Below are 13,561 nucleotides of genomic sequence, written 5' to 3'. Positions count from 1 at the left end.
TTTGTTCCTTCTTCATTGAATTGCGTTGAGCTTGGTCGATGCAGGTCCGCCGGCGTTGGAAGGATGCTGCATGGTTGGATCAGACGGGATCGAGGGCCAGGCAGTCCTCCGGGCGGAAGGTGATGAACACGCTATCGCCAGGTCTTAGGCTGTCAGGTCTTAGGCCGTCATGCGTCCCCGGCTGAAGCTTGACCATGAACTCCCTGTTGTCGGCGACGTCGAGCACGGCCAGCGCGTGGTCGCCGAGATAGATGGTGTTCTTCACCTTGGCCGGCAGTCGGTTCGGTTCGTCGCTGGAGGTGCCATCCGGCATAATGGCAATCCGCTCCGGCCGCACCGACAGGGAGGTCGATGCGCCCACGCCCGATACGTTGATCGCTCGCGCGGTCACGGCGCCGCCGCCAGCCAGCGCAACGCGGCAATATTCTTTCTCGACCGTCTCGACTGTGCCGGCCAGCACGTTGTTCTCGCCGATGAAATGGGCGACGAAGCTGTTCACCGGATGCTCATACAGCGCGTCGGGCCTGTCGATCTGCTGCACGATGCCGTCGTTGAACACCGCGATGCGGTCCGACATGGTGAGCGCTTCGCTCTGATCGTGGGTGACGTAGACGACGGTGATGCCCATCGTCTCGTGCAGTTGCTTGATCTCCAGTTGCATCTGCTCCCGCAGGCGCTTGTCGAGGGCGCCGAGGGGCTCGTCCATCAGCACCAGTTGCGGATTGAAAACCAGGGCGCGGGCCAGCGCCACGCGCTGCTGCTGACCGCCGGACAGCTGCCCGGGACGCCGGTGCGCCAGGGTTTCCATCTTGATCATGCGCAGCGCCGCTCTCACGCGCTCCTGCGCTTCGGCCTTGTTCGTGTTGCGGACGGAGAGCGGGAAGGCGATATTCTCCGCAATCGTCAAATGCGGAAACAAGGCATAGTTCTGGAAAACCATGCCGATGTCGCGCTTGTGCGGCGGCACGTTCTTGATCGGCCGGTCAGCGAGGTAGATATCGCCATGGGTCGGAACCTCGAAACCGGCCAGCATCATCAGGGTGGTCGTCTTGCCCGAGCCCGACGGGCCAAGCAGGGTGATGAACTCGCCCTTCGTGATTTCGAGATCGAGGTTCTTCACCACGAGGTGCTCGCCATCGTAGGTCTTTTGAATGCCGGAAAAGCGCACCAGTGCCGGCGCAGGGGTGACCATGCCGGCTTCCATGTTGTCCTCGCGTTATCAGCACCAGTGCTGCCAGCACCTCGTCCGAGGCTGCGAGGAACAGCTTAGCATCCTCCGACCAGAATGCCAGCGGCGCACGACGACGCGCACGGACCCGTTGAGGAAAGGCGCGCGCTACATCCCCGACAGTTTCGTCACGGACACATTCAGCGAGCCGCCGGCTTCCGCGATCACGCGCAGTGTCTTGGAGTCGAAGGCGATGTCGGCGAGCGTCAGGCTGTCGATCCTGGCCTCGACTTTAACGCCGTCCTCGTTCTTCTGGTAGTCGGCGATCGCGGCGGCGATCTTCTCGCGCGCGTTGGCGGCAATCGGCTTCAGGTCGATCGTCGCTTTCTGCACCAGCGCCTGCTGCATCTGCGGCACCACCGCACGCGCCGCGGCACCCAGCAGGCCAAAGGCCGCCTCGGACTCCACCGCGAGCTGGATGTCGGCGAGCCGCAGCGTCTGCTGCGCCTGGTCGAGCATCGGCCGGCCCCAGATGTGCACGGTCGCTTCGGCGCCGAGACCGAGCCAGCTCTTCTTCTCCTTGGCGCGCACCAGCAGCGAGATCAGCAGGCGCTCGCCCGACGGGATCACGTTGACGCTCTTGACGGTGACGTCCACCGGACCGGAGCCGTCCTCGGGATAGGTGTGGCCGACCATCTGCGCCGCGATCAGCTTGTTGATCTCGGTGAAGGGCACGTCGATCGGAATACCGATGTTCACGCCGGTGCCGGTCGGCGGCACGATCGAGATCTTGTCGGGGAACGGGCAGTCGGGCTTGGTCGGCGTCGAGGTAACGCGCGTCTCCGCTTCCAGGCCCATCAGCAGGGTCACGGCCTGCGCGTCGACGCGCGGCTGTGCTGCGATGGCGCGGATCGGCTTCATCTCCAGCCAGAGCGGCGGCAGCGCGGCCGACGAACCCGAGCCTTGCAGCGGAATCGAGCGGCAGGCCTTGGCCCATTGCAGCTTCGCGTTCTCTCGCAAGCTCGGATCGTTGCGCATGCGTTCGGAAACGGCGTTGATCTGTTCGCCGACGGTCTTGTCGATCAGCGGCTTGACCTGGGCCGGCACGTTGACCTTGGCGCCGGCGACGTTGAGGTTGGTGTCACCGAGATTGACCTGGGCGCCGAGATTGGGCTCCAGATGCCAGTTGGCCGCGAGCTTCGGCCGCGCGGTCACGACCACGTTGCCCTTGATCTCGGCGCTGGCGTTCAAATTCTTGATATTGACCGCGCCAATCTGTTTTGCGGCATTGCCGCCGAGTACGCTGCCGAGCGCCTCGCCGAGTGCGCCGGTGGCTTTCGAGGACAGCGATCCCGTCACGTTCAGCTTGCCGTTAAGTGGCGTCGAGATTGTCAGAACGTCCTTGTCGCCGGCAGCCGACATCGGCCCGCGCACGGCGGACCAGCCGATGTCGGCGTCCTGCAGGATTTGCGAAATCGGGTTCTCGGCCTTGCCGGCGAAATTGCGCGGCGCGGCCTTCTCGGCCTGCTCGCGGATCGCCGACAGCGCGATGGCGACCGGCGCCACCACGATCGAGCTCTTCGCGACCGGCGGCAGCGGCGGCAATTGCGCGACCGGCGGCGCGGAATTCGTCGCCCGCGGCGACAGCCAGTCCATCGCCTTCAGGCTGACGAAAAACGACGCCACGAGCACCACGACGGCGATCAGGACAGTTTTCAAGTTCAGCGTCAGTCGCATCAATCCCCCAGGCCGCCCCGGGGCAGAAGTCTACAGGGCAGGCGAGGAGGGCGCTAGAGCGCATGGATGGGGTGGAATTGGGGCGAACAGGTTAACGGCTGCGGACGCGCCGTTGCCGCGCATTCGTCACTGCGCACCTAGCTGCGCTTCGGACGGCGGACCGCTCTCACGTTGCCGCGACTTCCGCCGCCGGCGAAGAAACAATCACCGCCATCGGATTCCAACCCTGAAACCATCGTCCCGGCGGGCAGGTCGAGCTGCTCCAGCACCTTGCCGGTCTCAGGGTCGATCCGCCTGATGTCGCTTTCCTCGCCTTCCCAGGTGCCGTGCCAGAGCTCGCCGTCGACCCAGGTCACGCCGGTGACGAAGCGCTTGCTTTCGATGGTGCGGAGAACCTTTCCCGTCTGGGGATCGACCTGATGGATTTTGCGTTCCCGATACTGCCCGACCCAGAGCGAGCCCTCGGCCCAGGCCAATCCGGAGTCGCCACCGCCGCCAGGTGCAGGGATGGTGGCGAGCACCTTGCCGGTCGCAGCGTCGATCTTCTGGATGCGGTCCTCGGCGATCTGGAACAGGTGTCGACCGTCGAACGCCGTTCCCGCATGTGCGGCGACATCGATGGAGCGCGTGATCTTTCCGTCGGCCGGATCGACCGCGTTCAATTTGTCGCCGGACGCGAACCACACATGGGCTCCGTCATAGGTGACGCCGTGCACGGCTTCGACGCCCGCAAAGGGCCCGTATTCCCTGACAATCTCGGCGGCTGAACGCTTCATCTGCTTGATCCTTGTGGTGTGAATCCCACCTTACGTCTTCAGGAGCGGTCCTGGGAGTAACAAGCCTGTCGGGAAACCCGGGACGGGCGGCGTCATCCAGTGCCGCGCCCGTCCGTGTCCGAACGACTGCACCTTGTTCGATCGCGCCAGCTGTTCGAGAGCCCGTTGCACGGTGCGTGCGCTCGTTCCCAGCGCCAGCGCGAGCGCCGAGCTCGACCAGGGCTCGCCGTCGGAGAGGAAGGCGAGCACATTGGCGTGCTTCTCCTCGACGGGCCGCGCCAGTACAAGGACCTGCCGCGTCTTGTGCGATGTCTTGCGCGGTGTCAGCGCAAAACCTTGCCTGGTCGCGTTGACATCGGCGAGAGGCTTGAGCTTGGTGCGGAGCCGCCCGATTTCGACACGGAGCCGGGCGCGATGCGATTCGTCGACGTGCCTTGCCTGAAATGCTCCTGTGATCAACGCTTCGCGCGAGACATCCGCGGGCCAGGCCTGCGCCAGGATGCGGGCGAGCGCGAACAGCACCGGACGCCTTTCGAGCGGCACGAGGATGCCTCGCCTGCGAACCGCGTGATGGAACGTGTCCACCACGAGCGCCTCCGACGTCACGAGGTCCTCGACCTCCCAAAGCAGCAACGGCCGTTCGTGCCCGCGCGTGATCAGGCGCGCCGCGGGCCTATCGAGCACCAAGGTCGTGCTTTCGACCTCGGCCGCAAGCGCTGCAATGCCGGCCTGCTGTGCTGCGCGAGCCGCGCGGCGAAGCGCCGCGCGCGCGTCTTTCGTTCTGAGCCGCCTGATGGCGATGCCGGCGATCACGAGCTCGCGCGCGACCTGCGAAGCCGGGGGCAGCGGCGTGGTCTTGATCTCGGCCAGCGTGCGTTCGGCCGCGTCGAGGCGCCCGACGAGGAGAAGACGGCGCGCCTCGATGTGACCCGCATGGGCGGCGTTGGCGAGATCGCCGTGTCGTTCGAGCGTCGCCCGCGCGGCCGCGAGCGTCTTCGCCGGCCAATTCAGGTCGCGCGAGACGAGCGCGATCTCGGCTTCCGCCACCACGCATCTTGCGCGCGCCACGGCCTCTCTCGGCCCGAACGCGCGTGCGGCGCTCCGCAGCAGCGTCTTCGCCTTCGCGAGATCGCCGAGCTGCGCCATCGCGATGCCGCGCAGCGCCAGCGAAGGTGCATCGTTGCGCAGCGCAACGCGGTTCAGCGCGCCGAGCGGATCGCCGGCCTCTAACGCCCGGGCCGCGGCCGTGATCAGCGAGTCCATTCAAATCCCGCCACACTTGTTACTCCCACGACGCAACTGTCCGGTGCGAGAAATCGTTCACGGCCGACAATGTGCGGAAATAGCTTTGGAGAGCCATGATGACATCAGCAGACAATGCAGAAACTAACAGACAGGACGCCATGCAAACACCGCCGGTGGTGTCGCCGCAGGACTGGGAGGCCGCCCGGCAGCAACTGCTCCTGAAGGAAAAGGCGCATACCCGTGCCCGCGACGCGCTCGCCGCCGAGCGCCGGCGCATGCCGTGGATGGAAGTCGCCAAAACCTATGCGTTCGAGGGCCCCGGCGGCAAGGTCAGTTTGGTCGACCTGTTCCAGGGCCGGCGGCAGCTGATCGTCTACCGCGCCTTCTTCGAGCCGGGTGTGTTCGGCTGGCCCGATCATGCCTGCCGCGGTTGCTCCATGGTGGCCGACCAGGTCGCCCATGTCGCGCACCTCAATGCCCGCGACACCACGCTGGTGTTCGCCTCGCGCGCGCCACAAGCCGATATCGCACGGCTGAAGCAGCGGATGGGCTGGACCATGCCATGGGTCACCGTGACCGACAGCTTTGACGCCGATTTCGGCGTCGATGAATGGCACGGAACCAACGTGTTCTACCGCGACGGAACGCGCGTCTTCCGCACCTACTTCGTCAAGAGCCGCGGCGACGAGCAGATGGGCGGCACCTGGAACTACCTCGACATCACGCCATTGGGACGGCAGGAGGTCTGGGAGGATTCGCCGAAGGGCTATCCGCAAACGCCGACCTACAAATGGTGGAACTGGCACGACAGCTACACCGAAGGTGCCGCGCCCGACAAAAAATGGGTCGAGATCTCGACCGCCGGCGAGAAGGCCTTTCGCGAGGAGGCAGCGGGCGAAAGGACATGACCGATCCCATGAGCGCGGCCGCGGACGCCAGCCGTGATGGCGTCGTGGCCGCGCGTCACCTCGCCAGATGGCTGGGGCTCGCGGCCACCCCGACCTTCGCGATCATGGCCCTGCTGACGGCCGTGCTCGGCGGCGGCCCGGCGGACATGCTGTGTGCCGGACACGGATCTTTGCTGGGCGGGATGGTGCCGATGTATCTGCTGATGAGCGCGTTTCATTCGGCGGCATGGCTGAGGCTGGTCTCGAAGTGGAGGAGCGGATGAGCGGTCTCCCGCCGGTGCGAACGCCTCGTCCTTCGAGACGACCGCTTCGCGGTCTCCTCAGAATGAGGCTAATTGGCATCGATGCCGCCGCAAGGATGATGCCGCGCACTCCGCCCTCATCCTGAGGAGCCCGCCGGAGGCGGGCGTCTCGAAGGATGATGAGATCCGCGCTTCGCTAGCTCATGCAGCTCGGAAAAATCGCTGCGCATGAAGGCTTCCTTCTTGGCGCGGCTCCATTTCTTGAGTTTCCTCTCGCATTGGATCGCGTCGGTGATGCGATCGAACCATTGCGAGAAGACCAGCGTCACCGGCCTGCGCGACTTCGTATAGCCGGCGAATGTCCCTGCGTTGTGCTGGGCGATCCTGATTTCAAGTTCGGTTCGCGTCGTTCCGATATAGTAGCTGCCATCGGCACATCTGAGAATGTAGAGGTACGCGCCCTCGGTCATCGTGCCCGCCTCATCCTTCGAGACGCGCGCAAGAGCGCGCTCCTCAGGATGAGGCTAACTGCTGGTTGCGGACTGGCGCAAGCATTATGGGCATTCGTTGCCGCGTCAATTCGCCAGACAGACGCCTAGCGGCAACACAATCCGCCCTCATCCTGAGGAGCCCGCCGCAGGTGGGCGTCTCGAAGGATGGCCACGATCACCGACGCCAAACGAAAGTGGCCCCTCCATCGCGGGGCTGGTTACTGCGAAGTCGCCTGCAAATAAGCAACCACCTTCGCCGCTTCCTCCGCCGAGATGCCGCCATAGGGCTGCATCTTGTTGCCGGATACGACCTCGTCGGGCTTGACCATGAAGCGGGTGAGTTTGTCCTGGTCCCAGACGAAGCCGGCTTCCTTCATCGATGGAGAATAGTTGTAGTTCGGCAGCGAGCCGGCCTTGCGTCCGACGATCTTGCTGAGATTGGGACCCAGACGATTGTCGCCTTCCTTCACCGAGTGGCAGGTGCGGCAGGAATTGTTGAAGGCCTGCCGTGCTGCGTCCTCGCTCGCCGGCTGCTGCGCGAGCGAGCAGGGCGCGGATAGCAGCAGCGTAAATGCGCCGGCGATCGCGATCGCGCGCAACCATGTGCCTGGCGTTTGCGGGCGTGATTGCATTTGCGCCTCCATCGGGGTCGCGCCGCAGCACGCGCGCGCATCGGGAGGCAAACGAAAACGGCCCCGGTGGGTTCCGGGGCCGTTTGCGTCACAATGTCCTGTCGCTTACCGCGTCGCGGCTCCCAATTCCGCGCGGCGCTCGGTCATCGGCAGCACGATCACCTTGGTGCCGACGTTGACGCGGGAGTAGAGATCCGCGACGTCGTCATTGGTCAGGCGGATGCAGCCGGAGGAGACGTGCTTGCCGATGGTGTCGGGCGCGTTGGTGCCGTGGATGCGGTAGATGGTGCCGCCGAGATACATGGCGCGGGCACCGAGCGGATTGCCGGGGCCGCCGGCCATGTGGCGCGGCAGATAGGGCTGGCGGGCGATCATCTCCGGCGGTGGGGTCCAATCCGGCCACTCGGCCTTCTTGGTCACGGACTGGGTGCCGGACCAGGTGAAGCCGTCGCGGCCGACGCCGATGCCGTAGCGCATCGCCTGGCCGTTGCCGAGCACGAGATAGAGGTAGGTGTTGGGCGTATCGATGATGATGGTGCCCGGCGCTTCACGCGTCGCGTAGGAGACGGTCTGGCGGCGGAAGCGCGCGGGCGTTTCGATGGCGTCCTGATCTTCGGACGGCACGGCCTGATAGGGCGTGGCTTGATAAGGCTGGTACGGCTGCGGCGCTGCGATCGGCGGCAGCGGCTGGAAGAACGGGAAGAGCTGCACGGGCGCGGCCTTGACTGGGCCTGCGCACGCGATCACAGCCGCTGCGCCAAAAGCAACGGCGCGCGAATTTTTCTTCAACGTGTCCAGATTGATCATTGGTCGCCCCTGTTTGCGCGGTGTTCTTCGTCACCCCGGCACCGTTTCGGTGCTCTGTTACGTAAATCACTAACGGCAAGAAGTTTCGGGACGTTTGCGCGGAAACCCGAAAACGGTTTCATGGCGGAAAGGATTGTTTCATGACGGTTTCGTGGCTGCGCGGACCCGTTAACGAACAAAACAGCGGGCCGACACTTCCATGACGTCACACGCCTGAAATATCCGTGGTTGATGGTCGAAAGCCGAGAATCATCAAACTCTCGGGATTTTCCCATGCGGGTATTAATCGCGACTGACGCCTGGCATCCGCAAGTTAACGGTGTGGTCCGGACGCTGACCTCGCTGGCTGGCGCGGCCAAGGCATTGGATGTCGAGATCGACTTCCTCACGCCGGACGGCTTTCGGTCGTGGCCGTTGCCGACCTATCCGGGGCTGCGCATTGCGCTGCCGAGCGGCAAGGAGATTGCGCGGCGGATCGAGAAGGCGGCGCCGGAAGCCCTGCACATTGCGACCGAGGGACCGATCGGCTGGGCGGCCCGGGCTTATTGCCGCCGCAACCGGCTTGCCTTCACCACCTCCTACACTACACGCTTTCCCGAATACGTCTCGGTGCGGACCGGCATTCCCGCCGGCGTCGGCTATGCCGTGCTGCGCCATTTCCACGATGCCGCCGCGATGACGATGGTGGCGACGCCCTCGCTGCGGCAGGAGCTGTCCGAGCGCGGCTTCAAGCGGCTCGGCTTCTGGACGCGCGGCGTCAACACCGAACTTTTCCATCCTGACTCTCCGGCAAAGCTGGATCTGCCCGGGCCGATCTTCATGACGATGGGTCGCGTGGCGGTGGAGAAGAATCTCGAAGCATTTCTCTCGCTCGACCTGCCCGGCACCAAGGTCGTCGTCGGCGAGGGCCCGCAGAAGTGTGCCCTCGAAAAGAAATATCCCGACGCCGTCTTCCTCGGCGAGAAGAAGGGCGCCGATCTCACCGCTCATCTCGCCGCCGCCGACGTGTTCGTGTTTCCGAGCCTCACCGACACGTTCGGCGTGGTGCAGCTCGAAGCGCTCGCCTGCGGCACGCCGGTTGCGGCGTTTCCGGTGACGGGCCCGAAGGACGTCATCGCCGATCATCCGATCGGCGCGATCGACCACGATTTACGCGCCGCGTGCCTGCGCGCGCTCACCATGTCGCGCCAGACCTGCCGTAACTTTGCGCTGGAGCGTTCCTGGGAAAACAGCGCGCGCCAGTTCGTCGGCAACCTCACTTCACTTCAGCCCAGCCGTGCCTTGCGCGCCTCGCCTCGCATGGCGCGGCGGCCGGTGCGCAGTTGACCTCAACGTTCTGAACCACAGCGAGAACCTCATCGATGGCTAAGACCATGAACCTCGACGGCACCCAGCAGCTCGACCTCACCCGTGGCACCGTCGAGCAGGCGTATGACCGCTGGGCGCCGGTCTACGACCTCGTGTTCGGAGGCGTGTTCGCCAAGGGCCGGCAGGCTGCGATCGCGGCTACCAACAAGATCGGCGGCCGCGTGCTCGAGGTCGGCGTCGGCACCGGCATCTCGCTGCCGCTCTATGCGCCGCATCTGCGCATTTTCGGCACCGACATATCGGAAGCGATGCTCGACAAGGCGCGCCAGCGCGTCACCGAGGGCAAGCTGAAGAATGTCGAGGGTCTCGCGGTGATGGATGCCGAGAAGCTCGAATTCCCCGACAATTCCTTCGACGTCGTGATGGCGCAATACGTCGTCACAGCCGTGCCGAATCCGGAGGTCGCGCTCGACGAATTCGCCCGCGTGCTGCGCCCAGGCGGCGAGCTGATCATCCTCACCCGCGTCAGCGCCGATACCGGCATGCGCCGTTTCATCGAGCAGAAGCTGCAGCCGGTGGTGCGTCCGCTTGGCTTCCGCACCGCCGAGTTCGCCTGGTCGCGTTACGCCAGATGGCTGGCCGGTGCTGACGGCGTCGAGCTCGCCGAGCGCCGCCTGATTCCGCCGCTCGGTCATTTCTCGCTGGTGCGCTTCCGCAAGATCGAACTCGCCAAGGCGGCGTAATCCAAGCTCACGCGTCGCGAGCGTCGTCGCGGCGCTGCACATCGCCACATGACAGAATGATGATGTCACACGACGTACGTCGAATCCCTGTAAATCCTGAACCCGAAAGCATTTGGGGGAGAGCATGATCAAGAACTATCTCGAGCAGCTGCGAATCCAGCGCTGGGACGACCATCGCTACTATCACCACAGCCGCATCAATCAGAGCCTGCACTTCGTCAGCGCGCTGAGCTTCCTGTCGCCTATGTCTGGCTGTTTGTCGATCCCATGGTCTCCGCGCTGGTGGGCTGGCTGGTCTCGATGACCTCGCGCCAGGCCGGTCACTTCTTCTTCGAGCCGCACGGCTACGACCAAATCAACCAGGCGACGCACGAGCACAAGGAAGAGATCAAGGTCGGCTACAATCTTCAGCGCAAGGTCGTGCTGATGTCGATCTGGGCGCTGTCGCCGCTGGTGCTGCTGGTCGATCCCACGCTGTTCGGCCTTTTCACGCCCTGGGCGGGCGCGGCCGACTTCATGCGGCAGGTCGCCAAGATCTGGCTCGTCGTCGGCGGCGGCGGTCTCCTGTTCCGCACGGTGCACCTGTTCTTCATCCGCGACGTCGAGACCGGCCTCGTCTGGATGACGAAGATCCTGACCGATCCCTTCCACGATTTGGTGCTCTATCGCGCTGCGCCGCTGGCGCTGCTGCGGGGCGAGCTGATGGATCCCGGCCTGCATCTCAACCCCGAGCACACGCTGGGCCTCATCGGCGAGCCCAGGCTCGAAGAGCAGCACGCCTGAGCGCCGTTCTCACCAAGGCCTCCGATGTCTGATGGTTGCGTCATGCCCGGGCTCGTCCCGGGCATCCACGTCTTGGAGCTAGCGCGCGGAGACGCGTGGATGGCCGGGACAAGCCCGGCCATGACGGTGTTGGAGGAATTGGCCTCCGCGCCCGAGGCGCTTGGCCAGCATCTCTTTCAGGATCTGCCGCTTGATGGTCTTGTTGGTGAGGACGCCATCGTGCCACCAGAAGCCGTCGGCCTTCATCTTCTCGGCGGCGCGGACGAAGCGCTCGGCCACTTCCATGAAATCGGCGTCGGTGTAGTTCAGGCTGAAGATCAGCCGGCCGGTGCCGACCCAGCTCAAGGACAGGCCTTCGGCGCGCAGGTAATATTGCAGCATCCAGTTGTAGCGGGACGGCGTGGTGTATTTCACGGTCCAGATCGACGAGAAGTTCGCGAAGCGCACCGGCAGGTCGGCATCGGTCATCATCCGGTTGAGCTTTTGCGCGCGGCCGTTCCAGGTCGCGTCCAGTCCGTCATAGACGGCGCGGAAGTTCGGGCTGGCGAGCCGGCTCAGAAACTCGTCCATCGCCGTCATGACGTAGGGGTGCGAGTTGAAGGTGCCGCGGGCGAAGCAGACGTCGGCCGGGCGGTCGTCGCGGAAGCGGCGCATCAGCTCGCGTTTGCCGCAGACGACGCCGACCGGCAGGCCGCCGGCGAGGCTCTTGCCGTAGGTCACCATGTCGGCGCGCACGCCGAAATATTCCTGGGCGCCGCCTGCGGCGAGACGGAAGCCGACGAAGACCTCGTCGAAGATCAGCACGATGCCGCGCTCGGTGCAGACCTCGCCCAGCTTCTTCAGCCACTCGGTGTAGGCGGCGCGGTCGAAATTGCCGCCGCGGGACGAGTCGACCAGCGCGGAATCGCCGGGCGCATTGGCATTCGGATGCAGCCCCTGCAGCGGGTTGACCAGCACGCAGGCGATGTCCTTGCGCGTCCGCAGAACGTGCAGCGTCTTCTGCGACATCTCGGCGAGGGTGTAGGTCTCGTGCGCGGGAATCGGATTGCCGACGCCGGGCTGCACGTCGCCCCACCAGCCGTGATAGGCGCCCGCGAAGCGAACCAGATGCGTGCGCCTGGTGTGGTAGCGCGCGAGCCGCACCGCCTGCATCACGGCTTCGGTACCGGACATGTGGAAGGAGACCTCGTCGAGGCCCGAGATCTGGCACAGCCGCGCCACGTTCTCGAGGATGACGGGATGGTAGGGGCCGAGCACCGGTCCGAGCGCGTGCGCCCGCTTCTCGGAGCCCTCGATGCACTCCTTGTAGAAGTCGTTGCCGAAGATGTTGACGCCGTAGGATCCCGTGAGGTCGTAGGCGGTGTTGCCGTCGACATCGGTGGCCGTGACACCGCGCGACGACTCCACGAAGGTCGAGGTGCCCAAATGCTCGCGAACCAGACGCGAGAACTGGAACGGCACGCGGTAGGTCTCGGTGAAGTGCAGGTCGGAGATCTTTTCCGCCGCTTCCTTCGTCATCGCGCGGCCCTTGGGGTAGCGCTCGGCGTAGAGGGCGGCGAGACGGAAGAAGCCGTCCTTGCGCTGCGCTGCGACGTTCGCCGGCGCGCCGTCGCAGGCGAAGTACGCGTCGCCTTCGAATTCGTAGAAGGGGAGCAGCTTTGCCACGCGGCGCGACATCTTGGAGTGCCCGGCGAGCGAGCGGTGCTTGGCGCGGGAGAGCTCCAGGCGCGCTTTCAGCTTCGGGAAGGCGGCGGCAGCGGACGCTGCGGCGGCCACGGACAAAGAGAGAATCGGGAGTGTCGTTTCCATGACAACAAGCGCTAATACTGCGAGCTGACAGATTCATGACAGTCAAAGCCCTCATCGCCTCTTTCACGCAGCAGGAAGACCTCAACTTCCTGTTGACCAACCGCATCCCCCGCGCGGCCCTGACCCGCTTCATGGGCTGGTTCTCCAAGATCGAGAATCCGCTGGTGCGGGACGGCTCGATAGCGCTGTGGAAGCTGTTCTCGGACCTCGATCTGTCGGAGGCGCACAAGACCCATTTCAGGAGCCTGCACGATTGCTTCACCCGGGAGCTCAAGCCCGGCCTGCGGCTCTTTGATCCGGACCCCTCCATTATCGCCAGTCCGTCTGACGGCATCGTCGGCGCTCATGGCCGGATCGCCGACACCGAGCTGTTCCAGGTCAAGGGCGCGCCTTACTCGCTGCTCGATTTGCTCGGTGATTCCGCGCTCGTCGACCAGCACCGCAACGGCTCCTTCGTCACGCTGCGGTTGACCTCGAGCATGTATCACCGCTTCCACGCGCCTTATGACGCGCATATCGAGCGCGTCACGCTGATCCATGGCGATGTCTGGAACGTGAATCCGATCGCGCTGAAGCGGGTCGAGCGGCTCTTTTGCAAGAACGAGCGCGCGGTGATCCGCACGCATTTGTCGACCGGTGAGGCCGTGACGCTGGTGCCGGTCGCCGCGATCCTGGTCGCAAGCATCCGTCTGCACTTCCTCGACATGGTGCTGAATGCGCAGACCAGGGGGCCGGTCAATTTTCCCTGCGACGTCAACGTGAGCAAGGGCGAGGAGCTCGGCTGGTTCGAGCATGGCTCGACCATCATCATCCTCGCGCCCGGCGATTTCACCTTTTGCGACGGCATCGCCGAAGGCACGCGCATTCGCGCAGGTCAAGCGCTGCTCAGAAAAAACTAGCCTTCAATCCGCC

At 64.8% G+C, this 13,561-nt stretch carries 12 protein-coding genes and 2 pseudogenes; 6 read left to right on the top strand and 8 right to left on the bottom strand.

Annotation, left to right across the window (positions count from 1 at the left end):
• Positions 1-79: 79 nt before the first annotated feature.
• From IVA88_RS31170 to IVA88_RS31155, 4 genes are all read right to left on the bottom strand, one after another.
• The gene (locus tag IVA88_RS31170; protein ID WP_247501013.1) at positions 80-1,204 is read right to left on the bottom strand and encodes an ABC transporter ATP-binding protein; all 1,125 of its coding nucleotides are present in this window, start codon (positions 1,202-1,204) and stop codon (positions 80-82) included.
• A gap of 132 nt (positions 1,205-1,336) precedes the next feature.
• The gene (locus IVA88_RS31165) at positions 1,337-2,905 is read right to left on the bottom strand and encodes a DUF4403 family protein (protein ID WP_247501012.1); all 1,569 of its coding nucleotides are present in this window, start codon (positions 2,903-2,905) and stop codon (positions 1,337-1,339) included.
• 137 nt (positions 2,906-3,042) lie between these two features.
• Positions 3,043-3,681: a PQQ-binding-like beta-propeller repeat protein gene (locus IVA88_RS31160; RefSeq protein ID WP_247501011.1), complete on the bottom strand. Its 639-nt coding sequence runs from the start codon at positions 3,679-3,681 to the stop codon at positions 3,043-3,045.
• A gap of 30 nt (positions 3,682-3,711) precedes the next feature.
• The gene (locus tag IVA88_RS31155) at positions 3,712-4,944 is read right to left on the bottom strand and encodes a helix-turn-helix domain-containing protein (protein WP_247501010.1); all 1,233 of its coding nucleotides are present in this window, start codon (positions 4,942-4,944) and stop codon (positions 3,712-3,714) included.
• A gap of 95 nt (positions 4,945-5,039) precedes the next feature.
• On the opposite strand from IVA88_RS31155, the gene IVA88_RS31150 reads away from it, so the two are divergent.
• Positions 5,040-5,834: a DUF899 domain-containing protein gene (locus tag IVA88_RS31150; RefSeq protein WP_247501009.1), complete on the top strand. Its 795-nt coding sequence runs from the start codon at positions 5,040-5,042 to the stop codon at positions 5,832-5,834.
• Positions 5,831-6,097, top strand: a complete 267-nt coding sequence (locus IVA88_RS31145; RefSeq protein WP_247501008.1) for a hypothetical protein — start codon at positions 5,831-5,833, stop codon at positions 6,095-6,097. The genes IVA88_RS31150 and IVA88_RS31145 overlap by 4 nt, the downstream gene beginning before the upstream one ends.
• Before the next feature lie 116 nt (positions 6,098-6,213).
• Here the strand turns inward: IVA88_RS31145 and IVA88_RS31140 are convergent, their stop codons facing one another.
• The 3 genes from IVA88_RS31140 to IVA88_RS31130 all read right to left on the bottom strand — a co-directional run bounded on the left by IVA88_RS31140 (position 6,214) and on the right by IVA88_RS31130 (position 8,006).
• Positions 6,214-6,546 carry a GIY-YIG nuclease family protein gene (locus tag IVA88_RS31140; protein ID WP_247501007.1) on the bottom strand — a complete coding sequence of 111 codons (333 nt, stop codon included), beginning with the start codon at positions 6,544-6,546 and terminating at the stop codon, positions 6,214-6,216.
• A 239-nt stretch (positions 6,547-6,785) separates the two neighbouring features.
• Complete coding sequence (locus IVA88_RS31135) at positions 6,786-7,199, bottom strand: c-type cytochrome (RefSeq protein ID WP_247501006.1); 414 nt, start codon at positions 7,197-7,199, stop codon at positions 6,786-6,788.
• A 105-nt stretch (positions 7,200-7,304) separates the two neighbouring features.
• Positions 7,305-8,006 carry a L,D-transpeptidase gene (locus tag IVA88_RS31130; protein ID WP_247501005.1) on the bottom strand — a complete coding sequence of 234 codons (702 nt, stop codon included), beginning with the start codon at positions 8,004-8,006 and terminating at the stop codon, positions 7,305-7,307.
• 273 nt (positions 8,007-8,279) lie between these two features.
• Here IVA88_RS31130 and IVA88_RS31125 point away from each other — a divergent pair, with 273 nt between their 5' ends.
• The 3 genes and pseudogenes from IVA88_RS31125 to IVA88_RS31115 all read left to right on the top strand — a co-directional run bounded on the left by IVA88_RS31125 (position 8,280) and on the right by IVA88_RS31115 (position 10,840).
• The gene (locus IVA88_RS31125) at positions 8,280-9,332 is read left to right on the top strand and encodes a glycosyltransferase family 1 protein (protein ID WP_247501004.1); all 1,053 of its coding nucleotides are present in this window, start codon (positions 8,280-8,282) and stop codon (positions 9,330-9,332) included.
• A 35-nt stretch (positions 9,333-9,367) separates the two neighbouring features.
• The gene (locus tag IVA88_RS31120) at positions 9,368-10,057 is read left to right on the top strand and encodes a methyltransferase domain-containing protein (RefSeq protein WP_247501003.1); all 690 of its coding nucleotides are present in this window, start codon (positions 9,368-9,370) and stop codon (positions 10,055-10,057) included.
• A 124-nt stretch (positions 10,058-10,181) separates the two neighbouring features.
• Positions 10,182-10,840, top strand: a pseudogene (locus IVA88_RS31115) (hypothetical protein).
• Positions 10,841-10,987: 147 nt separating this feature from the next.
• Here IVA88_RS31115 and IVA88_RS31110 read toward each other — a convergent pair.
• Positions 10,988-12,649, bottom strand: a pseudogene (locus IVA88_RS31110) (aminotransferase class III-fold pyridoxal phosphate-dependent enzyme); the annotation flags it as partial.
• Positions 12,650-12,684: 35 nt separating this feature from the next.
• Here IVA88_RS31110 and asd point away from each other — a divergent pair.
• Positions 12,685-13,548 (top strand): archaetidylserine decarboxylase, encoded by an 864-nt coding sequence (gene asd / locus IVA88_RS31105; RefSeq protein ID WP_247501002.1) that lies wholly within the window; start codon positions 12,685-12,687, stop codon positions 13,546-13,548.
• The last annotated feature ends 13 nt before the right edge of the window (positions 13,549-13,561 follow it).

The organism is Bradyrhizobium sp. 149 (assembly GCF_023073915.1).
In the GTDB taxonomy this organism is placed as follows: Bacteria; Pseudomonadota; Alphaproteobacteria; order Rhizobiales; family Xanthobacteraceae; genus Bradyrhizobium.
This window is presented reverse-complemented; position numbering and strand designations above follow the sequence as displayed.

Excerpts from the sequence above, each read along its gene's own strand:
- IVA88_RS31165 (WP_247501012.1), bottom strand. The coding sequence starts at position 2,905 with ATGCGACTGACGCTGAACTTGAAAACTGTCCTGATCGCCGTCGTGGTG.
- IVA88_RS31140 (WP_247501007.1), bottom strand. The coding sequence starts at position 6,546 with ATGACCGAGGGCGCGTACCTCTACATTCTCAGATGTGCCGATGGCAGC.
- IVA88_RS31160 (WP_247501011.1), bottom strand. The coding sequence starts at position 3,681 with ATGAAGCGTTCAGCCGCCGAGATTGTCAGGGAATACGGGCCCTTTGCG.
- IVA88_RS31150 (WP_247501009.1), top strand. The coding sequence starts at position 5,040 with ATGATGACATCAGCAGACAATGCAGAAACTAACAGACAGGACGCCATG.
- IVA88_RS31135 (WP_247501006.1), bottom strand. The coding sequence starts at position 7,199 with ATGCAATCACGCCCGCAAACGCCAGGCACATGGTTGCGCGCGATCGCG.
- IVA88_RS31130 (WP_247501005.1), bottom strand. The coding sequence starts at position 8,006 with ATGATCAATCTGGACACGTTGAAGAAAAATTCGCGCGCCGTTGCTTTT.
- IVA88_RS31170 (WP_247501013.1), bottom strand. The coding sequence starts at position 1,204 with ATGGAAGCCGGCATGGTCACCCCTGCGCCGGCACTGGTGCGCTTTTCC.
- IVA88_RS31145 (WP_247501008.1), top strand. The coding sequence starts at position 5,831 with ATGACCGATCCCATGAGCGCGGCCGCGGACGCCAGCCGTGATGGCGTC.
- IVA88_RS31120 (WP_247501003.1), top strand. The coding sequence starts at position 9,368 with ATGGCTAAGACCATGAACCTCGACGGCACCCAGCAGCTCGACCTCACC.
- asd (WP_247501002.1), top strand. The coding sequence starts at position 12,685 with ATGACAGTCAAAGCCCTCATCGCCTCTTTCACGCAGCAGGAAGACCTC.
- IVA88_RS31125 (WP_247501004.1), top strand. The coding sequence starts at position 8,280 with ATGCGGGTATTAATCGCGACTGACGCCTGGCATCCGCAAGTTAACGGT.
- IVA88_RS31155 (WP_247501010.1), bottom strand. The coding sequence starts at position 4,944 with ATGGACTCGCTGATCACGGCCGCGGCCCGGGCGTTAGAGGCCGGCGAT.